A 21,260-nucleotide genomic window follows, 5' to 3' on the forward strand; every position below is an offset into this window, starting at 1 on the left:
AAACATTCGCCGGCTAGATCACCAGATGTCACGATTTGGTCGGATTCGACCAGCAAACGCGGACACGAAGACGTTACCAGGGAAGAGAAAAATGCCCCGAACCAAGCAGGACTCCAGCAGCGCCAAGCAACCGGCGCTCGCCAGCCAATACCGGGCGATCGGCCCGGCCGCGATTGTCGCCGCCCTTCTCCACACAGCGAAGAAGAAGAAGCCGGTGCAGAAGATCATATCGCCGCGCGCTGCCTGATGTGACGTGCGGCCAGCCGGTCGCCAGTAAATGGGGCGCGGGCAATGAAGGCGCTGAAGCGCCCCAGGAAATAGCAGCTACTGCTAAAACAAGGTCATCTGACTGTCGTCCGCGCCGGGCTTCTGGCGCCTGGCCTTCCCGGGCTCCGGCCCCACGACGCCCCTTTCCTGAATCTCCGGCCCGGTGTTGGCGACCTTGTTGACGAGGTCGGAAACCGGAACAGCCTCGAAGAAATCGAGCTGTGCCGGTCTGAGCAGGTCGGCCACGTCGCGCGGCTCCAGCGTGCGGCAATCCAGCCAGCGGGCGAAATCCTGCGGATCCATCACCACCGGCATCCGGTCATGGATATGGGCGATGTCGGCACTGGCGTTAACGGTCAGAATGGCGCCGGTGTCCATCTCCGAACCGCCCGGCTCGGCATAGGTCTCGATCAGCCCGGCGAAGGCGACAAGCCCGCCATGCTTCGGCCGCACCCAATAGGGCTGCCCCCTCTTGCCGCCTGATTGACGCCATTCGTAGAAGCCGGAAGCCGGGACCAAAGCGCGGCGATGGCGCATGGCGGTGCGAAACGAGGCCTTTTCCGTTGCTCCCTCCGAGCGGGCGTTGAACAGCAGCGGAAACTCACGCGTGTCCTTCACCCAGGCCGGGATCAGTCCCCAGCGCACCAGCATCGGCTGCCGGTCGGCCAGGTTCGAGCCCGGCGCCTGCGGCAAGCCTGCAATCGCCATCAGGACCGGCTGCGTCGGCGCGATGTTGTAGCGGGCCGGAAAAACCTCCAGCTCCGCCAGACCGAGAAAGGCGGCAGTCTGGTCCGGCGTGGCGGTCAAGGCGAAGCGTCCGCACATAAGCTAAAACTCGTTGAATTGGTCGGATGCGAAGGTGGCGATGGAACCGGCGTTGCGCAACCGCTAATGCTTCTTCAAGCCGACCGGTCCACAACGGGCTGCAGCAAATGACGATCGGAGATCCATGGACGAGATGCGCAAGATACTTCCGGCTGTCTCGGTCGCCATTGTCCGCGGCGACACGGTGCTGCTGGTCAGGCGGGCGCGGCAGCCTTCGCAAGGATTTTACGCGTTTCCAGGCGGCAAGGTCGAGGCCGGCGAAACGCTGCAAGAAGCCGCGCAGCGCGAATTGCTGGAAGAAACCGGGTTGCAGGCGCACAACTACCGCCCACTTCGGGAAATCCACATCGACGGCGGCAGCGACGGGCACCCGGTCGACTATCTGCTGACGGTGTTCGGCGCCACCTATGTCGGCGGCGAGCCCATAGCCAGCGACGACGCCGAGACCGCCGCCTTCTATACGCTCGGCGAAATGACGGCGCTGCCGCTTGCCGCTTCGGTGTTTGCCGTTGCCGACGAATTGCTCAGGAATGCAGGGGCGTAACGTCCAAAATCGCCTTGCAGGTGACAAATTGTTTGGCCACATAGACTTATGATCCGCGCATCGGTTTTCCTTGCAGCTTGCCTCGCCGCCAGTGCGGTAATCGGGGCGCGGACGGCTCAGGCCGCCGAGTCGCCGTTCGAGCCGGGGCTGATGCGGCTGGCAGAGGTGCTGGGATCGCTGCATTTCCTGCGTAATCTGTGCGGCGAGAAAGGCGACCGCTGGCGGGTCGAGATGGAGAAGCTGATTGCTTCGGAAAACCCGGACCCGGAGCGGCGCGCACGCTTCATTGCCAGCTTCAACCGCGGCTACCGCTCCTTCGGCGGCACCTACACACAGTGTACCGCCTCGGCGACCGAAGCCATCAGCCGCTACATGAAGGAAGGCGAGACGCTGTCGCGCGACATCGCCTCGCGCTACGGCAACTGACCTTGGCACCGCCTGCTTGTGTCCGGTGGCGTCTTAGTGCAATCCTTGTGTTGCACTTCTGCAACGGCATTAACGAAACGTTACCGCGCGGATGTGGAATTAACTCAAACTGAAGGTTTTCATCCCGCTCGCCGGCCTAATCGGCTAAGTTTGAATCGGATCGAACGCAGGTTTGCAAAACGTGACGAGCCCTTGTCGAAACGACCCTAGAAATGTCGTATTTACAAGTACTTACTTAACCTGCGTGTAAAAGGGACAGCCCAAGCCTGATCCGCATCTGCCGGATCGCCGCTTGAAAAGGGTGGACATCGCAATGGAACATGGCGTCAACGACATCGACGCGCTGGTCAGGGAAGAAAAGCGCCTGACTGCCGTGGAAAGCCACAGCGAGGCCTGGGCGGAAGGGCTTTCGGCCGGAATCGAGCCGGAAATCATCGCCGAGGCGGCCCTTGAAACCGCGTTCGGCGAAATGCTGCGCGCCAATGGCGAGACCTCGGCCCTTGCCCTGCTCGACCGCATGCGTGAAAAGGTGATAGCCGGGGCCTTCGAACCAGGACGGCTGCGGCACTGAACCGGCATCAGGCTCTTTGACCACGGCGTGCCGCTTGGGCGGTCATGCCCCGGGCACCTGGGCGGGCCTGGGCACCTGTAAGGGCCTGGGCACCTGTAAGGGCCTGGGCATCTGGACGGAATCATGGAGAGGCAGGCGGTGAATTTTTCGACGTCAGGCCAGCCGCGTGGCTTGGCCCTCAGCATCCGGCTCGCCGCTTTTTGCGCCGCGGTTCCGCTCGCGCTTTGCCTCGCAAGCAGCCCCGCTTACGCACTGAGCGAAATCAAGCGCGAGGACCTTCCTTCGCCGGTCGCGCCGCCCGCCGACGACGACATGTCGCCGCCGGGAACTGCGGTGCCGATGCCCGACCCGCTCGCCACGACGCCGCCAGCGGCTAGCCAGCCGACGCCCCCCGACGAGCGGGAACAGATCGAACCGGAGAGGCCAACAGACGATGGTGGCATAGCCAATCCGCAAGTCGACCCGGATGAACCCTTGCCCGAGGTCGTCTACGATCTCAGCAAGCTGCCGGAGCCGGTCAGGCGCATGCACGATCTGATTATCGGGGCCTGCAAGAGCGGCGACATCGAAAAGCTCCGGCCGCTGATCGGCCAGGGCGATACGATGACCCAATTGTCGCTGAGCGAGATCGAAGGCGACCCGATCACCTTCCTGAAAGGTCTTTCGGGCGACACGGAAGGCCAGGAAATCCTCGCCATCCTGGAAGAGGTACTCAGTGCCGGCTATGTCCTTGTCGATGTCGGCACGCCGCAGGAGCTCTATGTCTGGCCATATTTCTTCGCGCTGCCGCTGGACAAGCTCGACGCCAGGCAGCGGGTCGAGCTGTTCAAGATCGTCACCGCCGGCGACTATGACAGCATGAAGCAGTTCGGCGCCTACATCTTCTACCGCGTCGGCATCACGCCGGACGGACAGTGGACGTTCTTCGTCGCCGGGGATTGAGCGGCTTTGAAAGTCCGCCGCTCTAGACCGCCAGCGCCTCGGAAAACTCCACCGCCCGGCCCTGCCCTGGCGAGACGATCTCGCCTTCCCACATCACGCGGCGGCCGCGCACGACTGTTCCGACCGGCCACCCGGTCACTTCTCTGCCGTCATAGGGCGTCCAGCCGGCCTTCGAGCCTGCCTGCGCATTGGTGATGGTCTCGCGACGCTTCAAATCGACGATCGTGAAATCCGCGTCGTAGCCGGCGGCGATGCGGCCTTTGCTGGCCATGCCGAAGATACGCTGCGGGCCGTGGCTGGACAGGTCGACGAAACGTTGCAACGTCAGCCGGCCGGCATTGACGTGGTCGAGCATGATCGGCACCAGCGTCTGCACGCCGGTCATGCCCGACGGCGAGGCCGGATAGGGCTTTGCCTTTTCGGCCAGCGTGTGCGGGGCGTGGTCGGAACCCAGCACATCGACGATGCCTTGCGCAATGCCGTGCCAGATGCCGTCGCGGTGGCGTGCTGCACGCACAGGCGGGTTCATCTGGATCAGCGTGCCGAGGCGTGCATAGTCGTCAGCGCTCAGCGTCAGATGATGCGGTGTCGCCTCGCAGGTCGCGACGTCCTTGTGCCGTTCGAGGAGGGCGATCTCCTCGGCGGTCGAGACGTGCAGCACATGGATACGCGCGCGGGCTTTCCGAGCAATGCGCACAAGGCGCTCGGTGCAGCGCAAGGCGGCGATCTCGTCGCGCCAAACCGGATGCGAGGCCGGGTTGCCCTCGATGCGTTCGCCGAGTCGCTCGCGCAGCCGGAATTCGTCCTCGGAATGGAAGGCCGCACGGCGGCGGGTATTCCTCAGGATCGAGGCGACGCCCTCATCGTCCTCGACCAAAAGGTCGCCGGTGGACGAGCCCATGAATACTTTTATGCCGGCAGCACCGGGTAGCCGCTCCAGTTCGCCGGCATCCCCGGCATTGTCGCGGGTGCCGCCGACCCAGAAGGCAAAGTCGCAATGCATGCGGCCGGAGGCGCGCCGCACCTTGTCGGCCAGGGCTGCCTCGCAGGTGGTCAGCGGGTTGGTGTTGGGCATCTCGAAGACGGTGGTGACGCCGCCCAGCACAGCTGCCCGCGAGCCGGTCTCCAAATCTTCCTTGTGCTCCAGCCCCGGCTCGCGGAAATGCACCTGGCTGTCGACGACGCCGGGCAGGATGTGCAGGCCACGACAATCGACCGTCTCGCCGGCTGAAGCCTGGCCGAGATCGCCGATAGCGGCGATGCGCCCGCCGTTGATGCCGACGTCGCGCCGGCCCTCGCCATCGTGGTTGACCACCGTGCCGCCTGTCAGGATGAGGTCGTAGGTCGTGGCCATGCTGATCCGGTCTCTTGCGGGGGGAGTGTCAGCGGCTTACGTAATGGCCGACTGTTTTGCAAGATCAGGTTCTTTTCCGCCCATGCCCTTTGCCCTACTGAAAGATCGCGCACTCGTTTTCGTGTCAGGCCCGGATGCCGAGAACTTTTTGCAGAACATTCTGACCACCGACCTCGACGCACTGGCTGCCGGCGAGGCAAAGCCTGGCGCCTTGCTGACGCCGCAAGGCAAGATCCTGTTCGACTTCCTGATCTCCCGCGCTGGCGAGAATTCCTTCCGCCTCGAATGCCGAGCCGATATATCAGACGATTTCATGCGCCGGCTGATGCTCTACAAATTGCGCGCCAAGGTCGAGATTGCCGAGGCCGATCAGGGGCTTGTCACTGTTGCGTGGGGCGATGATTCAACCACTTCGCAATTTAATTCATCGCCGGTTGCCGATGTACGGTTCCTCGACGCAGCCGTCAGCCGCTTTTATAGCGCCCCGGCCGCGGGCGGCGATCCGGCCGCATGGCAAGCTCTGCGCATCGCCCACGGCATTGCCGAAAGCGGCAGCGACTATCAGCTCGGCGACGCCTTCCCGCATGATGTGCTGCTCGACGAGACCGGCGGTGTCGGCTTCAGGAAGGGCTGCTATGTCGGCCAGGAGGTGGTCTCGCGCATGCAGCATCGCGGCACCGCCAGACGGCGGGTACTGATCGTTTCGGCCGAACGGCCCCTGCCGGCTCCTGGCGTCGAACTGACAGTTGCCGGGCGACCGGTCGGCACGCTTGGCACCACCGCCGGCACGACAGGCCTCGCCATAGCCCGTATCGACCGCGTCAAGGCAGCGCTCGACGCCGGCCAGCCGATCATGGCGGATGACGTCACTGTGTCGCTCACCATCCCTGCCTGGGCGAAGTTCACTTTTCCGCTGAAAACCGTTGGCCCGCAGGAATCCGTCGGCGCGGAGGAGGCCTGATGGCGGCCGACCGTGCCGGCGCGCCGCCGCGCGCCTGGCAGCGCATGCTGTCGGGCCGGAGGCTGGATCTGCTTGACCCTTCGCCGCTTGATATCGAGATTTCGGACATCGCCCATGGGCTTGCCCGCGTCGCCCGCTGGAACGGCCAGACCAGCGGCGATCACGCCTTTTCCGTCGCCCAGCATTCGCTGCTGGTCGAGGCGCTTTTCGGCGAGCTGGCGCCGGACGCCCCGGCCGACGCGCGGCTGGCGGCTTTGCTGCATGACGCGCCGGAATATGTCATCGGTGACATGATCTCACCGTTCAAATCGGTGATGGGCGGCAGCTACAAGGAGTGCGAGCTGAGGCTGCAGCGCGCCATCCATCTGCGCTTTTCGCTGCCGGTCGAACCTAGTGCTGGCCTGCGCAAGGAAATCAAGCGCGCCGACCAGATCGCCGCCTATTTCGAGGCGACGCTGCTTGCCGGCTTTTCGACCGCCGAGGCGACCGAATTCTTCGGCCGGCCGCGCGGCTTCAATGCCGACCACTTCGATTTCACCCCGCGTTCGGTGACCTGGGCGCAAAACGCGTTTCTCAAACGGTATGCGGCAATCGAGAAATCACGGCGCCAAACGGTGCAGCCGGCCGACTGAAAAACGGTAAATTAACCGAAAAGGACAACAGTGCCGTGTTCGATCACGGTCTGCAGGCACGCCTCATGTCCGTCACTCATGCCAAGGCTGGTTCGCCCGTCCGCGGACGGAGGGCCGAAGGCATAGGCCTGCCGCGACGGATAGAGGACGAACTGCGCAAACAGGATGATCGTTTTTCGGCCGCCGTCGAGAACATGTCGCATGGCTTGGCCATGTTCGATGCCGACGAGCGTATGATCATCTGCAACGGCAATTATACCAGCATCTTTTGCCTCGACCCCGAGATCGTGCAGCCCGGCATCCGGTTTTTCGACATCCTCCAGCACAGCGTCGACATCGGTGTCGCCTCGCACAGCGCCGAAGAACTCTACGCCATCCGCAAGCCCTATATCGACCGGGCGAAACCCTCGACCTACGAGGAAAAGCTGTCGGATGGCCGCATCATCAACATCTCGCACCGGCCGCTGGCTTCGGGCGGCTGGGTGTCGATCTATGAGGACATCACCGAGCAACGGCGTGCCGAACAGGAGCTGAAGGAGCAGCACCGCCGTTTCGACGCGGCACTGGCCAACATGTCGCAAGGCCTTTTGATGTATGACGCGGACGGTAGGCTGATCGTGCGCAACGAACGTTTCCTGGAACTCTACCACGTGACGCCGGCTGATTTTCCGCTTGGCATGAGTCATCGCGACGCGCTCGAGCAGCTCGCCCGCCTGGGTATCTATGCAGAGATCGACATCGAGAGCGAGATCTCGAAAACCGCGGCCTGCCTTCAAGCCGGGGAAATGCGGTCAACCTATCGCCATCTTGCCGATGGCAGAACGCTTTTGGTCGTACGGCGGCCGATGAGTGGCGGCGGCTGGGTCGCAACCTTCGACGACGTCACCGAGCGCAGGCGCGTCGAAGAGCGCATGACCCATCTTGCACATCACGACACGCTGACCAACCTGCCCAATCGCTCGATGTTCCGCGAACGGCTCGACCAGGCTTTAGGTGAGGCCGCGAACTTGGCGATATTCTCTCTGGACCTCGACCGCTTCAAGGCCGTCAACGACACCTGGGGGCACCCGGCCGGCGACTGGCTGCTGAAATGCGTGGCCGAGCGCCTGCAAAATTGCCTACGCAACGAAACGGATGTGGTCGCTCGTTTCGGCGGCGATGAGTTCGTCATCATCCAGTTCAATACACAAGATGCCGGCCCAAAAGATGCCAGTGATGCGGAAGAACTGGCAAAACGTATTGTCGACATCATTGGAAGGCCATTTCGCGACAAAAGCCGCGACATGCATGTCGGCATCAGCCTTGGCATCGCCCTTTTCCCCCATGACGGCAGGGATGCCGACACGCTGCTAAAAAACGCCGACATGGCCCTCTACAGGGCGAAAAGCGAAGGACGCAACGTCTATCGCTTCTTCGAGCCAGGCATGGATGCGATGGTACGGGCACGACGCGCACTCGAAACCGACCTGCAGGCAGCGCTGCGGCGGCGGGAATTCGAGCTCGATTTCCAACCCATCATGAACATCGCCTCCAGCGAAATCGTCGGCGCCGAAGCGCTGATGCGGTGGCACTCGCCGGCACGCGGCTTGGTGCCGCCAGACGACTTCATCCCGGTCGCCGAAGAAACCGGGCTGATCGTGCCGCTCGGCGAGTGGGCGCTGAGGAAAGCCTGCACGGTTGCGGCGGGCTGGCCGCATGGGTTGCGTATCGCGGTCAATGTCTCGGCTGTGCAGATCAAAAGTGGTACCTTTGCCCGCAGTGTGATCTCCGCGTTGGCATTTTCCGGCGTGCCGGCCGATCGGCTTGAACTGGAAATCACCGAAACGGTGCTGATGGACGAGAGCGATACCGTGCTCAAGACGCTCAGGCAGTTGCGCGACCTCGGCGTCCGTATCGCGCTGGACGATTTCGGCATCGGTTACTCGTCGCTCGGCTATCTCCGCCGCTTCCCGGTCGACAAGATCAAGATCGACCGCTCCTTCATCCGCGACATCGACAACCGCGACACGGCCGCGATCGTGCGCACGGTTATCGGGCTCGGTGCGCAGCTTGGAACGACCGTCACCGCCGAAGGCGTCGAAACCGGAGCGCAACTTGAATTCCTGCGCAGGGAAGGCTGTGTCGAGGCCCAAGGCTACCTGATCGGTGTGCCGTCGAATGCGGCGGATATCCAGCGCCTGCTGAAGTCGAGCGCGGTGGTCAGACAATCCGGTTGAACGCGACAGCGCCGAGCCAGTCATCGGCTCGGCCTGAGATACCTGCCATCAGCGCAATGTTTCGATATATTTTTCGTGGAAGCGCACGTAACCGGCTTCGATCTCCTTGAGATGGCGCTCGATCAGCGCGTGAAACGCCGGCAGTTGATGGAACGGCACACCCGGATAGGCATGATGCTCGGCGTGAAAGGGCATGTTCCAGGCGAGCTTGCGGACAAACCAGTTGGTCAGCGTCGTCCGGGTGTTTTCCAGCATGTTGGCCACGAAAGGGCAGCGGCCATGCTCGGCCAGCAAATAGAGGCGTAGGAACGGCTGCCCGAGAAGCGCCGGCACGATCCAGACATAGACGAGCGTGGTTGCCCGGAACCAGACGGCCAGCACAAGCACGACGGCATAGAAGGCAATCATGGCGCGGGCCTCGGCGCGCACCTTGGGCCGGCCTTTCGGCGGTACGCAACTGTCCTGGCATCTGCCAGTGGCGTTGATGTAGAGCCTCTTGAAGTGGCCCCACCACACCGGAATGCCGGAGACGTGGACAATATACTGCCGCAGCGTTTCCGGCTTGGGAAAGGCCAGTTCCGGGTCGTTCTCCGGATCCTGGGTGAAGCGGTGATGAGCGAAATGGAAATAGCGGAACCAGTCGGCCGGCAACGCGATCGCCAGACTGCAGACCCGCGCCGCGCTATCGTTCAGCCGCTGTGTTTCGAAAGCCGTGCGATGAATCGTCTCGTGAAGAAGCGTGAACAGGAAAACGATCAGGATGCCTTGCGGCAGCATCAGAAGCGGCCAGAATGGGACCTTGGCGATGATCAGCAAGCCGATGACGACGATCGCGCCCCAATGACCGCCAAGCTGCAGCAGCCCGAGACGATCCGACTTGGCGGTCAGCCGATCGCGCTGTTGCTGCGTCAGCGATGCGATCACGTCGCGATGGTCCATTGGTTTCAATCCCGCACTGTCGATCAGATGAGGCTAATCGCCAAAGTAGCTTTCGCAAAACGAGGATTTCTGCAATTTAGATAAGCTTGACTTATCTATTGGTTGCCATGGTCGCACTTCCATCCTTGCGGGGACTCCAGGCTTTCGAGGCTGCAGCGCGCTGCGGCAGCTTTGCCGCCGCAGCCGAAGAACTTTCGATTTCCGCTGCCGCGGTCAGCCAGCTGATCCGGACCATCGAGGACCAGATGGGCCGCAAGCTCTTTCACCGGGTCAACCGCCGTGCCGTGCTGACCGATGCCGGCCGGGAAATGCTGCCTCGACTGACAACGGCCTTCGAGGAGATCGGCAGCGTGTCGCGCGAGCTCAGCGGCGCGGAGTTTCGATCACGGCTTGTCGTCTCGGTACCGCAATCCATGGCGATGGGCTGGCTCTCGACGCGCCTGAAGAGCTTTGTCGCCAGCCACGGCGCGGTCGACATATCGCTGAGAGGCGAAGACGATCCGGTGTCGTTCGACCGTGACCTGATCGACATACGTCTTTCCTATGGGCGCTCCCACTATCGCGACCAGGCAACGGAAGACATCGTGAGCGATGCCGTCTATCCCGTTTGCGCACCGGGCATGGCAAGCGGGATCGGCGGTTTTGAAGGCGCCGCCCTCGCCCGCTTGCCGTTGATCCATACGGATTGGGGGCCGACAGGCGCGTCCTTTCCATCCTGGCGCAACTGGTTCGAGACGGCCGGCATCGAGCCCGGCCGCGCGACCCAGCGCGGTCTGTCGGCGAATTCGTCACGGGCGGCCCTCGATTTCGCCATTTCGGGCCTCGGCGTCGCGCTCGCGCAGGGCGTCTTCTGCGCCGAGGCGGTGGAAGACGGCAGGCTGATCAGGCCCGTCGCACAGGCGCTGGAGCTGCGCCAGCCCTATTGCCTGACGATCCCGCAACGAAGCTTGAGGCGCGACGCGGTGGCGGCGTTCAGGCAGTGGCTGATCGAGGAATGCCTGCGCTCGGTGCTATCGCCGGCTCTAGTCGCGAAACAAAACGCTAACTCCTGATGGCAGGAGGCGGCATTCGATTATGGCGAACCCGCAGCTTTTGCGCCTGCTCAGAGGTGCCCGCTCAATCCGTCCACCATGTCCTTGTTCGTTGCCACGGGAACAATCTCGAAATCCACCAGATCCGACCATTCGATGACCCAACGCTGCAGCAGCGTGACGTCATCCGCCTCCATCAGGATGAAGCAGCGGCCCATGTCCGCCGAGATCCAGCTGTGATGAAGACGAAGCCCATCCGGCATCAGGCGACCACGGTCGCGGAAGCGACGGTAAATCTCCTTCCTATCGCGGCCGCGAAAATCCTCGATCACTATGAATAGCATCTCTCCGTCTCCCCAAGTGGAACGGTTACCGCCCCGGCCGGTCCAGCCGCTCCAGGAACCACTGCGTCAGCCGCACCCAGACCTCATCTTTTTCGCCGGAATCCTCCCAGCCATGGTCGAGGTTGGGATTGTCGTTGACCTCGATGACGAAGACACCGTCCTTGGTTTCCTTGAGGTCGACGCCGTAGAGGCCATCGCCAATGCATTGCGCCGCCTTCACCGCCGTCTCGACGACATGGGCCGGTGCCTCTTTCAAGGTGAAGGTCTTGATGCCGCCCTGGTCGGGCTTGCCGTTGGCCTTGTGGTTGACGATCTGCCAGTGCTTCTTGGCCATCAGATAGTGCACGGCAAACAGCGGCTGGCCGCCGAGCACGCCGACGCGCCAGTCAAATTCGGTCGGAATGAATTTCTGCGCGATCAAAAGATCGGAATCCTCCAGCCATTCGGTGGCAAGCGTCTTCAGCTCCTCGAAGGTGGCGCATTTCTTGACGCCGCGTGAAAACGACGAGTCCGGGATCTTCAGCACCAGCGGAAAGCCCAGCGTCTGCGCCGCAACTTCGAGATCCGAGGTGCCGGCGATCATCACCGTCGGCGGCACCGGCACCTTGTTGTAGGTCATCAGCTCGTTGAGATAGACCTTGTTGGTACAGCGGATCATCGACAGCGGATCATCGATGACAGGCATGCCTTCCTGCTGGGCGCGGCGGGCGAAGCGGTAAGTGTGGTTGGAGATCGAAGTGGTCTCGCGGATGAACAGCGCGTCGTAATTGGCGAGCTTGGCCAGATCCTTTTTGGTGATCGGCTCGATTTCGACGCCCATCTTTTCGGCGATCTTGGCCCAGTAGCGCAGCGACGAAATCTCCGACGGCGGCAACTCCTCATGCGGATCGACCAATGTGGCGAAGGTGTAGCGCGACGGCGTGCGGCCCTTGGTGTCGCGCCACTCGCGGTTGGTGTAGGTCTCGAGGCACTGAAGGAAGCGCTTTTCTTCCTCCTCGGTCATCCTTGCCAGCGGATGGAAGCCGATCTTGCGGATAGACGCCCATTCGGCGCTGTCCGTGATATTGACCTCGAGCGCCGGCGCTCGGAACCAATCGAATAAAAGCTTAGCAAAGCGATCCCATATCCTCGACGGGCCGATGCCGAAGAAGATGCAGACTTTTTGCGGAAAGACGCCGCCCAGATCCTTGCGGCATTTGTTGAGCGCGAGTTCCAGTTCCGGCAGCGCGTGATCGTAGAGCTTGCGCTCGGACAGGTCGATCATCGTCTCGACCGTCGGGATGACCTTGTGGCCGCGCGAACCGGCGAGCAGCGAGGCATAGTAGCCGCGGCTTTGGTAGCCGTAATTGTTCGACAGGTTGATGACCTTCGGCCGCTGCCCGCGAAACAACGCCGGATGGGCAAGATAATCGCGATTGGTGATGATCTTGTGCGGTGTCGCCACCTGATCGAGATCGTTCTGCCGGCCGGTAAGGATGACCCAGGTCATTGTCTGTCGCGCTTTCCGAGGGTGATGGCGGCACGCAATCCGTCGCGGCCGAACTGCGCCATGTTCATGAAGATGCCGTAAGGCACGGGAATGTTGGCGGCATCAAGAATGGTCTCCTGTCTCTCGTCTTCGACCCAGGGATCGTGGATCAGGATATGGTCGCCGTCGTCGCCGATGGCCAGCACCCAGTGCGGAACCTTCTTGCCGAACATCAGGAAGCCGCTGATCAGGACCAACACCAGTTTCCCCTCGGCGATCGCGGTGCGGATATCGTCGATGGCGAATGGACGGTAATTCACCGGGATGCCGTAAAGTTCCGCGCGCCGGCGAAAGTCGACCTGCGCCAGTTCCATCACCCGGCGCTTGTCTTGGCTGCGCACCGACTGCAGGAACAGCGCGCCATGGAAGGAGACATATATCTCGGCAGAGAGCCCGCTTTCGTGGCCGGCAACGGCGAGGCCGAACGGCTCGCAGCCGCCAGGCCCCGACATCATGAAAACGGTGGTCGCCTCGCGCCACAAACGGATTTCCATGACCGGGTCGGGCACGAAGCCGGGCTCGAAATTGGCCATTGCCATCATCAGGCAGCACGGGCCGCAGGTGAATTCGCAGGTCTGCTGGTAGAACGGCACCTTGGTGGCGACCGGAATGTCGCCGCGCAAGGTCTTTTCGTAACGCAGCGCCGTGGCGCCGTCCTCGTAATAGCCTGGTTCGCGGCCGATCTTGCGGTAGCCGCTCTGCTCGTAGATGCGAATGGCTCGGCTGTTGTCCTCGCGCACCTCGAGGCGCAGCATCATGCGGTTGTGTTCGAAGGCGGTCTCCTCCGCCGATGCCAGCAGCATGCGGCCAATGCCGAGCCCGCCGAAAAAGGGACCGATGGCGATGGAATAGAGCCGCGCGACGCCGCTGCCTTTGCGAAACAGCACGACCGCATAGCCGGCGACGCGGCCGTCGCTTTCGGCAACCAGCAGCTCGGCACTTTCGCGTTCGATCAACTGGCGAAAGGAGCGGCGGGAAATGCGATCACTCGAGAAAACAGCCTTCTCGATGACGGCCAGGTCATCGACGTCGGACGCGCGGGCCGTGCGAATCTCGGCAGGCATGCGGGCTCAGAAAACCTCGATTGCGTTGTGGAAAAGGCCCTGGTCAGAGGTGTCGACAACACAGCCGAAGCGCCAGCATCCGTCAAGCGCTATCGCACCTTGATTCGGGCTCAATTGTGACAGTTTCGGCGGGGTGCATGACCCCAAAAAATCGAAATCGATTTTCGGACAGGATCATGCGCAAACATTAAAGTGCTACAGCGTCCTTTGCGCGTTCAAAGGACGCGCGGCGCTGTAGACGCAACCTTTGAAAAACAGGCGCAGCTCAGCTGGCCAGCCCGGCAAGAAGCTGGCTGTAGGCGCTCTTCGCCACCGCAGTCAGCTGCGCGCGCGGCAGCGATCCGACGACGGCGCAGCCATAGCCCTTATCCAGCCAGTAGACGGCCTCGGGGCCGTTCTCTTCCGACCCATAGGTGCCCTTGGCCTTCTCGGCCGATTCGGCCGTGACGAACAGCGAGATGCGCTCGCCTTTGTCGTTCTCATAAAGCAGCATCGCGGCCTTGCTTGCGCCAGCCGGCAGCAATCGGCCGCCGACGAGCTGGAACCCTTGCGCCGCCAGATCCGGTGCGACCAGTTTCAGGCCGACTCTATTGGACAGCCAGGTCTGCAGATGATCCTTGTCGCTGGCCGGCACTTCCACCGCATGCCGTTTTTCGGCGGCATAGATGACATGCGCCGCGATCGCCTGCTCGGCGAGCTGGTCCTCGGCGGGGTCTTCCAGACCGAGGCGGTCGATGCCGGCGACATAACCGCCAACACCGCCAATGGCCAGCACCGCGGCTGCGGCGGCCGCAAGCCACCAGCGCGAGCGCGTTACTGCCACCTTGACCGGCGCCTCGCCGAACACGATCTTCTGCAACCGCGCCGGCACCGGCTCGTCGAGCACGCCGGCAAAAGTGGCACGAAGCGCTGCGCGGTCGGCGACATAGCGGGCGCTCCTCGCCTTCATTTCAGGATTGGCGTCGAGCCAGGCGTCATAAGCCACGCGCTCGTCAATCGGCAACTCGCCGTCGAGAGCCATATGGATGTCGCGTTCGGAAAAATCGCGCCGGGTCATTTCTCGACGATCCTTATCGCCCGGCGACGCGCGGCGTCATCCAGCAGCCCGCGCAACTCATCACGCCCTCGCGCGATGCGCGACATCAGCGTGCCGGCCGGCACGCCGAGGATGGTGGCGGCTTCGGCATAGGAAAAGCCTTCGATGGCGACCATGACCAGTGCTGCGCGCCGATCGGGGCTTATCGCCTGCAACGCGTCGATAATTTCGCGCGAGGCGATGCTCTCCACCTGCTCGGCTGGTGCTGCCTGCGCCTCACTCGCTTCCAGCGGCAGCATCGCGGCTTCGCCGCGCCGGTTCACCTTGCGCATCTGATCGATGAACAAATGATGCATGATCGTAAACAGCCACCTCCTGGGGCTTTCGCCAGTCTGCCAATTGTCGAGCCGCACAAGCGCCCGTTCGAGACAGTCCTGAACGAGATCGTCGGCGGAATCGCGGTCGCGCAGCAGCGAGCGCGCATAACGGCGCAGGCGTGGTATTTCGCCCAGGATTGCTGCCTTCTTTTCGTCCATGACCGCTGGTTCTGAGGTCGCCCTTGTTCATCCGATTGAACGCGCCTTCACGGCGCGGCGCAAGCGGCCAACGCGAAGCGGTCCGCCGCCCTGGCCACCCAAGCAATGCAATAACGTTGGCGCGGACCGGTTTATTCCCGGCCGGCGCTGGAGGCCACCTGTCAAGGCGCCGCACGCCATGAATGAGAAGCCTGAGGTTGAAAGCGCGCCCGGAAGGGCGTATATTCGAAGCGATATATTCGGTATATTCGCCTTGGAATATACGTTTGGAGAATCGATATGTCTCTGTACATCCGTGATAACGAGGTCGACGCGCTGGCTCGTGAATTGCAGTCCGCCATCAAGGCCCCCACGAAGACTGAAGCAGTGCGAATCGCGCTCAAGCGCGAGCTTGAGCGAGCGAACTCTGTCCTTCCGCTGAGCGAGCGTATCAAAAAGTATCAGGATGCCGCGAGCGCGCTTGGTCCCGATGACCCCACCTTCGATATGAAGAAATTCATGGACGAGGCCTGGGGAGAACCCGATGTTTCTTGATGCTTCCGCCATTATTGCGCTGATTTTGAGAGAGGCAGGTGCGGAACGTCTGCTGAGAAGGATTGAAACTGCCGAGACGCTCTATTTCTCGCCGAGTTCCGCTTTTGAAGCTATTCTCGGAATCGCCCGCAGGAAATCTGTGGCTGAAAGCGGCGATCAAGCTCCGACACCGCCTGCTCTGATCGATCAATGCCAAACGATCGTCATCGGCTTCTTGGCCGAACTCAAGGCCGTGGAAGTTCCACTGGATGCTGCCATTCGCGAGCTCGCAGTCAAAGCCGCGCGCGACTACGGTCGATATGTCGGCCATCCCGCCAAGCTGAATTTCGGCGACTGCTTCAGCTATGCATGCGCCAAGGCCTCCCGGGTACCCCTGCTCTACAAGGGCAATGATTTCTTGCAGACCGATCTGGCCTGAATACTATCCGGCTCCGGATTTGACCGCGCGCGTCAGCAGCCGCTGGTAGAACAGGCCGATGCCGATCAGCACCGCGCCGAGGCCGATGAAGGACAGCGCCCTCAGCACGCCTTCCAGTTCCGACATGTCGAAGAGGAACACCTTCAACACCGCGACCGAGATCAGCGCGGCCGACGCAATGCGCAGCGCCTGCGACTTCAGCCAGACGCCGGCGGTGAGCAGCGCCACACCGATGATCAGCCACAGCGCGGAATAGGTGTAGGTCTCGAGCTGGCCGAGGCCGCTCCACAGGCCGATGAACTCGCCTTTGAACAGCCGCCGAACCGACAGCGTCGCATAGGCGAAGGCGAGCAGTGCCGCCACCAGCGCCAGCATCGCGGCGTACCATTTCGGCCGCTTGTCTCTGGTATAGAGCGCGAGCCCGCCGGCAGCGGCGGCCGGCAAGAAATAGGCGAGGAACAGCAGGTTGAACACCAGGATTCGCCCGGTCGATTCGTCAGTAAACAGCGGGTTCAGCGCCCCAAAATGCTGGATGACGATGAAGGCGACCGAGACCACGCCCGCAGCAAGCGAACCATAGCGCAGCACCGAGCTTGGCGAGCGCATGTCGATGGCGACCAGGATGGCGCCGGCGCCGATGGCGATCAGCGTGTAGATCGCCTGCTCGGCGAGCGTGACAGCACCCGTGTCGATGGCGCCGCCATGCATGGCGTGGCGCACCAATATGGCAACCGTGAGCAGCGCAAACAGTGCTGCGCCCGCTTCCATGGCTAGGCGTGGCCGGCCATTTGTGGTGCGGGCAAGCTGCCAGGCGGCAAAGCCGAAGGCAAGCGCCGGCACGCCGTAGCCCGGCAGCAGCCAGTTGAATACCGGCGTCGTCGACAGGAATTCGGCGCCGACGATTGTCGGATCGAAGGCGACGCGGCCGAGTACGGCGATGACCGTGCCGACCGAAATCCAGCCGAGCACCGGATAGGCGCGCCAGCGGGTGGCCAGCGCCGGCACGATGGCCGCCGCACCCAGGAGGATGGTGGTCCAGCCGGACCCGAAGGCCATGTAGATCATCAGCAAGGCGGCGACTGCTGCCCCGCCAATCGCGAAGGAGACGGCAGCACCGCCCTGTAGCGGCGGCTCTTCACCGCGCGCTATCCACTCGCCGCCGGCGGCGAAGACCACCACCAGAAGGGCTGCAACCGCCGCGTAGACAAGATCGCGGTCGAGATTGCCGAAGGTGAACCAGAGCGCCAACAGAATGACCAGCGGCGCGACAGCGCCCCATGCCGCCCATGAGGCGGCGCGGATTTGTGCCGACGCGGCAAATTTGCGCGCAGCCCAGAATCCGGCGCCGATGAACATAAGTCCAAGAAAGATACCGATCCTGAGCATCAGCGTATCGGCAACTGCCGCCGGCAGACCTTCGACGTCGAGAACGCCACCTGAAAAGTCTGCAGCGACGGAGGTTGGCGGAATGATGCCGAGATAGACCAGCACCGTCGCCAGCCCTGCGGCGTGCAGAAGCGCCAGCGCCAGCGGCCGGTAGAGCGCTACCGCGACCAGGGCTGCGATAAGTGCTGCTCCCGGCAGGGCATCGCCGACGGCAGCGTATGCGGGGTCAACGAAAAGCGACATCGCCGAAAGACCGACGAAGAAGCCAGGTGCGATCGACGGCCCGTCGAAGCCCGTGGCCGGTTGTGCTTCGCCGCGGCGACGGCCGAGCCAGACGAGGGCGAGCACGGCCAGGGTCACCGCGTTGATGAAGAGGATGACAGGCAGGTTGGTGCCCGGCGCATCTGTCATGTAAAGAATGGTCCAGAGGCCGGTGCCGACGAACGCTGCCGCCATCAGCAATTTCCAGTCGCGCAGGCGGGCGATGACGCCGGTGGCGGCGAGCACGATCGCCAAATAGCCGAACAGCGCCCAGGGATTAGGCGCCTGCGAAGCGACCAGCATCGGCGTCACCACCGCGCCGAGCAGGCCGATGCCGGCAAGCGCCTGGCCGTGTACGAGCGCTGCTGCGATCGTCGCCACGCCGATGGCGCCGAGCAGCGTGAAGGCGAGCGCCGGCCCGATGAAGCCGTAGACGCCATGCGCGGCATAGACCGTACCGAACAGGATGAAGGCGCCGGCCGCCGTCAGGATCGCCGGAATGTAGGCGCCGGCAACGCCCTGCACCGGCACCTTGAAGCCGGTACGGCGGATGAACTCGCCGACGGCGACCAGCACCAGCCCGAGCATTGCTGCCATGCTCAGCCGCACGCCGGGACCGAAAATGCCGGCCTCGATGGTGTAGCGGATCAGGAACAGGCCGCCCAGCGCCAGCGCGATGCCGCCGACCCAGACCGCCCATCGGGTGCCGAGCGCCGTTTCAATGTCAGGCTTTTGCGTCGCTTTCGCCGTCGCGGCGGCCGGTTGCGCAGGTGCAGATCCAGCCGGCGCCGCTTCGCCCGCAGCCCACGGTCCGGATGCAATCTCCCCGGCTTCAACCTCTATGGACGGCTTTTCCTCAGCCTCGCCCGCCGATGACGGGACAATTTCGGTCACGGCCGCAACTGCCGCGTCTGTTGGCATGCTGTCGTTTGCGGCCTGTTCTACCGGCTTGGCCTGCGGCGGGGCCACATGCGCGCCCGAAAGCACGAGGCTGCGCAGCGCGCCAAGCTCGCGCTCGATCAGGCCGATACGGCTCTGCTGGCGCGAGATAATGACGAACAGCACGATGATCGCGACTAGGCCGATCAGGCTTTCGAACATGGCGGTTCCCCCAAACCAAGCCAGTAGTTACTGACAAATACGGCGGCCAGACGGCCAGCCGAGTCAGCGCGCCGCCAGACTGGCAGCCGGAAAGATCGAGCACGTTTCGGTACCAAAAGCCAGCAGCTTGCCGTTGGCATCCTTGAGCGTTGCTTCCGAAACCGCCAATGTGCGGCCCTTGTGCACCACCCTGCCCTCGCACACCACCTCGCCGGTCTTCGGCGTGATCGGCCGTGTCAGGTTCACCTTGAACTCCGCCGTCATATAGGCCTCGCCCTTGTCGAGCAGCGTTTGCACCGCGCAGGCAAGGGCCGAATCCAGCAGCGTACGGCCCAGCCGCCATGCACGCCACCCAGCGGGTTGAGATAGCGCTCGTTCGGCATGCCGCGGAACACCGCGCGTCCTTCCGACACTTCGGTCAGGTCGAAACTGAGCTGGAACGAAATCGGCGGCGCCGGGTATTTGTTGTCGATGATGCGCTGGAGCAATTCCAGGCCGGTATATCTAGAGATGTCGCCGTGCGGAATGGTGCCGAGGCCGAGCGGCGAGACCCGGCCGGGATAAAGTTCCACTTCGCTCATGTAATGATTTCTCCGGCGGCGGTCTCGGCGCCAATCTCCTTGCCCGCCGCGTGGTGCTTGCGCAAGGCGGCGAGAAAGCCGGCGCGGGCACCGGGCGCCTCGATCCCGCGCGGCTCGTAGACATGGCGGGAAAAGAAGAAGCCGGTCAGCCGGAAGGCGTCCTCGATCGCCGCCGGATCGGCGCGCAGGCCGGAGCCGCGCTGCAGGAATGCGGGGAGCACCAGCATCTTGTCGCGCCATGGCGCGCCTGCCTGGCGCGACACGGCGCGCCCGGATTTCGGCGAGACATAGGCAAGGTCTTGCCTGGCGCCGGTCGCGGCACACTGGCTGAGATCGAGGCCGAAGCCGAGTTCGTCGAGAATCAGCAGTTCGAAGCGCGCTACCAGCTCGCCGGCGGCGTCCGTATCGTCGAGGTGAGCGATCATCACGGCCAGTGTCTCGTAGAGGCCGTCATGGGCGTCGCGCTCGGGCAGCAGGCGCAGATGCGCAGCCATGGTCTGCAGCCCATAGATGGCGACGGCGCTGTCCATGAGCCGGGCGGCGTTCATCTCGATCGCCTCGGCCTGGAAGGTGCCAAGGTGTTCGTCGAGCCGCGCCCGCCACAACAGGTCGACGCGGTTGCCGGGCTGCAGAACCGGCTGCTGCTTGCGCGAGCGGCCGCCGCGCACAAGGCCGAGGTGGCGGCCATGCGCACGCGTCATGACCTCAAGAATGGCGCTGGTTTCGCCATGCTTGCGGGTGCCGAGAATGATTCCCTCGTCGCGCCATTCCATGAACGGAGCTTGTCACCGCTTCGGTGGCGAAATCAAGATTGGGGTTTTTCAGGCCCTCTGTGAGCCCCTTCCGTAGCGGTCCGCGCGCTGGTGATCGGCAAGCACTTCATCGATCACGCGTCGCGACTTTTCAACTTCGATTGGATTGACGTCTATATGGCCGGCGGCCGTAATCAGCGCTTTCCATAGCGTCCAGCCACGGCCTCGCGCCCAGGTTGCCTCATCGGCCTGAAGACCCGCGCGAAACAACTCTCGGCTTTCCCCTTCGAAGAGCGTCCACGCAATCGCCAGATCGCACGACGGATCGCCCACGCCCGAAGTCCCGAAGTCGATCACGGCCCTCAAAGCGCCTTGCCTGACCAACAGGTTTCCCCAACTGACGTCACCGTGGAACCAAACGGCCGCGCCATACCATGTCGCGGCAAGCGCTGCTTCCCAGACCGCGCTGGCGGCGCCCGTGTCGATCCTGCCGTCGAGGGCTGCAATTGCCTGCCGGGTTTCACCGTCATAGACGCTCAGTGGTCCGCCGCGAAAAAAATTGTGCTGCCCTGGCGCCGGTCCACCGGCGGGATCGATCCGTTGCAGGGCGACCAGGAACTGGGCCAGGCTGGCCGCGAATTGCGGCAGGCTGGCAATACGCTCCAGCGTCGCCGTCTCGCCTTCGATCCAGCGGTAGACGGACCAATGCCAGGGATAGTTGTCGGTCGGGGCTCCCATCGCCAAGGGAACCGGGACAGGCAGCGGCAGCAGAGGCGCAAGCCTTGGCAACCAGCGGTGTTCCTTTTCCACCTGCAAGGCATAGGCCGCCGCGCTCGGCAGCCTCACCAGCATATCGTCTCCGAGACGAAAGGTCCTGTTGTCCCATCCGCCCGATGCAACCGGCCTGACAGCAAGATCCTTCCATCGGGGAAATTGCGTGGCGACCAACCGGCTCACGAGAGCTGTATCGATAGTGACTTCTTGTTTGAGCATGATCTTTTCCGAAAACCG

The 21,260-nt window shown here is 63.1% G+C and carries 22 protein-coding genes and 1 pseudogene; 11 read left to right on the forward strand and 12 right to left on the reverse strand.

Translation table 11 applies throughout. The features are described from left to right. Positions 1-91: 91 nt before the first annotated feature. Positions 92-247 (forward strand): hypothetical protein, encoded by a 156-nt coding sequence (locus IHQ72_RS26235; RefSeq protein WP_095496669.1) that lies wholly within the window; start codon positions 92-94, stop codon positions 245-247. A gap of 83 nt (positions 248-330) precedes the next feature. Here the strand turns inward: IHQ72_RS26235 and IHQ72_RS26240 are convergent, their stop codons facing one another. Then, complete coding sequence (locus IHQ72_RS26240) at positions 331-1,092, reverse strand: SOS response-associated peptidase (RefSeq protein WP_258118214.1); 762 nt, start codon at positions 1,090-1,092, stop codon at positions 331-333. Positions 1,093-1,216: 124 nt separating this feature from the next. Between IHQ72_RS26240 and IHQ72_RS26245 the strand changes: the two genes are divergently transcribed. From IHQ72_RS26245 to IHQ72_RS26260, 4 genes are all read left to right on the forward strand, one after another. Then, positions 1,217-1,636: an NUDIX hydrolase gene (locus tag IHQ72_RS26245; RefSeq protein ID WP_258118215.1), complete on the forward strand. Its 420-nt coding sequence runs from the start codon at positions 1,217-1,219 to the stop codon at positions 1,634-1,636. A 48-nt stretch (positions 1,637-1,684) separates the two neighbouring features. Next, on the forward strand, positions 1,685-2,062 hold the full coding sequence (locus IHQ72_RS26250; RefSeq protein WP_258118216.1) for a TIGR02301 family protein: 378 nt from the start codon (positions 1,685-1,687) through the stop codon (positions 2,060-2,062). 313 nt (positions 2,063-2,375) lie between these two features. Beyond that, positions 2,376-2,633, forward strand: coding sequence for a hypothetical protein (locus tag IHQ72_RS26255; protein ID WP_077381793.1), 258 nt, complete (start codon positions 2,376-2,378; stop codon positions 2,631-2,633). Positions 2,634-2,771: 138 nt separating this feature from the next. Next, a complete protein-coding gene (locus tag IHQ72_RS26260) occupies positions 2,772-3,575 on the forward strand; it encodes an alanine and proline-rich secreted protein Apa (RefSeq protein WP_258118220.1) in 804 nt (267 codons plus the stop codon). A 22-nt stretch (positions 3,576-3,597) separates the two neighbouring features. Here IHQ72_RS26260 and IHQ72_RS26265 read toward each other — a convergent pair whose 3' ends face one another. Next, positions 3,598-4,929: a dihydroorotase gene (locus IHQ72_RS26265; RefSeq protein ID WP_258118224.1), complete on the reverse strand. Its 1,332-nt coding sequence runs from the start codon at positions 4,927-4,929 to the stop codon at positions 3,598-3,600. Positions 4,930-5,011: 82 nt separating this feature from the next. Between IHQ72_RS26265 and ygfZ the strand changes: the two genes are divergently transcribed. The 3 genes from ygfZ to IHQ72_RS26280 all read left to right on the forward strand — a co-directional run bounded on the left by ygfZ (position 5,012) and on the right by IHQ72_RS26280 (position 8,738). Beyond that, complete coding sequence (gene ygfZ / locus IHQ72_RS26270; protein WP_258118226.1) at positions 5,012-5,890, forward strand: CAF17-like 4Fe-4S cluster assembly/insertion protein YgfZ; 879 nt, start codon at positions 5,012-5,014, stop codon at positions 5,888-5,890. Beyond that, positions 5,890-6,522 carry an HD domain-containing protein gene (locus IHQ72_RS26275; RefSeq protein WP_258118227.1) on the forward strand — a complete coding sequence of 211 codons (633 nt, stop codon included), beginning with the start codon at positions 5,890-5,892 and terminating at the stop codon, positions 6,520-6,522. The genes ygfZ and IHQ72_RS26275 overlap by 1 nt, the downstream gene beginning before the upstream one ends. A 65-nt stretch (positions 6,523-6,587) precedes the next feature. Beyond that, positions 6,588-8,738, forward strand: a complete 2,151-nt coding sequence (locus tag IHQ72_RS26280) for an EAL domain-containing protein (RefSeq protein ID WP_309508976.1) — start codon at positions 6,588-6,590, stop codon at positions 8,736-8,738. Between the two features lie 48 nt (positions 8,739-8,786). Here IHQ72_RS26280 and IHQ72_RS26285 read toward each other — a convergent pair whose 3' ends face one another. After that, positions 8,787-9,677: a fatty acid desaturase family protein gene (locus IHQ72_RS26285; protein ID WP_258118231.1), complete on the reverse strand. Its 891-nt coding sequence runs from the start codon at positions 9,675-9,677 to the stop codon at positions 8,787-8,789. 107 nt (positions 9,678-9,784) lie between these two features. Here IHQ72_RS26285 and IHQ72_RS26290 point away from each other — a divergent pair, with 107 nt between their 5' ends. Beyond that, a complete protein-coding gene (locus IHQ72_RS26290) occupies positions 9,785-10,729 on the forward strand; it encodes a LysR substrate-binding domain-containing protein (protein ID WP_123149898.1) in 945 nt (314 codons plus the stop codon). A 50-nt stretch (positions 10,730-10,779) separates the two neighbouring features. Here IHQ72_RS26290 and IHQ72_RS26295 read toward each other — a convergent pair whose 3' ends face one another. The 5 genes from IHQ72_RS26295 to IHQ72_RS26315 form a co-directional block, all read right to left on the reverse strand. Then, positions 10,780-11,040, reverse strand: a complete 261-nt coding sequence (locus IHQ72_RS26295) for a DUF3303 domain-containing protein (protein ID WP_374120282.1) — start codon at positions 11,038-11,040, stop codon at positions 10,780-10,782. Positions 11,041-11,077: 37 nt separating this feature from the next. After that, a complete protein-coding gene (locus IHQ72_RS26300) occupies positions 11,078-12,541 on the reverse strand; it encodes a RimK family ATP-grasp domain-containing protein (protein WP_258118233.1) in 1,464 nt (487 codons plus the stop codon). Then, positions 12,538-13,644, reverse strand: a complete 1,107-nt coding sequence (locus tag IHQ72_RS26305; protein WP_258118234.1) for a peptidase C39 family protein — start codon at positions 13,642-13,644, stop codon at positions 12,538-12,540. Before IHQ72_RS26305 ends, IHQ72_RS26300 begins: the two co-directional genes overlap by 4 nt. Positions 13,645-13,909: 265 nt before the next feature. Continuing rightward, a complete protein-coding gene (locus tag IHQ72_RS26310; protein ID WP_258118235.1) occupies positions 13,910-14,701 on the reverse strand; it encodes an anti-sigma factor family protein in 792 nt (263 codons plus the stop codon). Then, on the reverse strand, positions 14,698-15,216 hold the full coding sequence (locus tag IHQ72_RS26315; RefSeq protein WP_127313539.1) for an RNA polymerase sigma factor: 519 nt from the start codon (positions 15,214-15,216) through the stop codon (positions 14,698-14,700). Before IHQ72_RS26315 ends, IHQ72_RS26310 begins: the two co-directional genes overlap by 4 nt. Before the next feature lie 279 nt (positions 15,217-15,495). Here IHQ72_RS26315 and IHQ72_RS26320 point away from each other — a divergent pair, with 279 nt between their 5' ends. Next, complete coding sequence (locus tag IHQ72_RS26320) at positions 15,496-15,750, forward strand: type II toxin-antitoxin system VapB family antitoxin (RefSeq protein ID WP_258118236.1); 255 nt, start codon at positions 15,496-15,498, stop codon at positions 15,748-15,750. Further along, positions 15,740-16,168 (forward strand): type II toxin-antitoxin system VapC family toxin, encoded by a 429-nt coding sequence (locus IHQ72_RS26325; protein ID WP_258118237.1) that lies wholly within the window; start codon positions 15,740-15,742, stop codon positions 16,166-16,168. The genes IHQ72_RS26320 and IHQ72_RS26325 overlap by 11 nt, the downstream gene beginning before the upstream one ends. A 3-nt stretch (positions 16,169-16,171) precedes the next feature. Here the strand turns inward: IHQ72_RS26325 and IHQ72_RS26330 are convergent, their stop codons facing one another. From IHQ72_RS26330 to IHQ72_RS26350, 4 genes and pseudogenes are all read right to left on the reverse strand, one after another. Then, positions 16,172-18,916, reverse strand: a complete 2,745-nt coding sequence (locus IHQ72_RS26330) for a DUF2339 domain-containing protein (RefSeq protein WP_258118238.1) — start codon at positions 18,914-18,916, stop codon at positions 16,172-16,174. A 63-nt stretch (positions 18,917-18,979) separates the two neighbouring features. Next, positions 18,980-19,497: pseudogene (locus IHQ72_RS37190) on the reverse strand (PaaI family thioesterase). After that, entirely contained in the window at positions 19,494-20,270 is a 777-nt protein-coding gene (recO, locus tag IHQ72_RS26345; protein WP_258118242.1) for a DNA repair protein RecO, read from the reverse strand. The pseudogene IHQ72_RS37190 and the gene recO overlap by 4 nt, the downstream one beginning before the upstream one ends. A 48-nt stretch (positions 20,271-20,318) precedes the next feature. After that, entirely contained in the window at positions 20,319-21,242 is a 924-nt protein-coding gene (locus tag IHQ72_RS26350; protein ID WP_258118244.1) for an aminoglycoside phosphotransferase family protein, read from the reverse strand. Positions 21,243-21,260: the final 18 nt, after the last annotated feature.

It is taken from the genome of Mesorhizobium onobrychidis (genome assembly GCF_024707545.1).
GTDB lineage: Bacteria > Pseudomonadota > Alphaproteobacteria > Rhizobiales > Rhizobiaceae > Mesorhizobium > Mesorhizobium onobrychidis.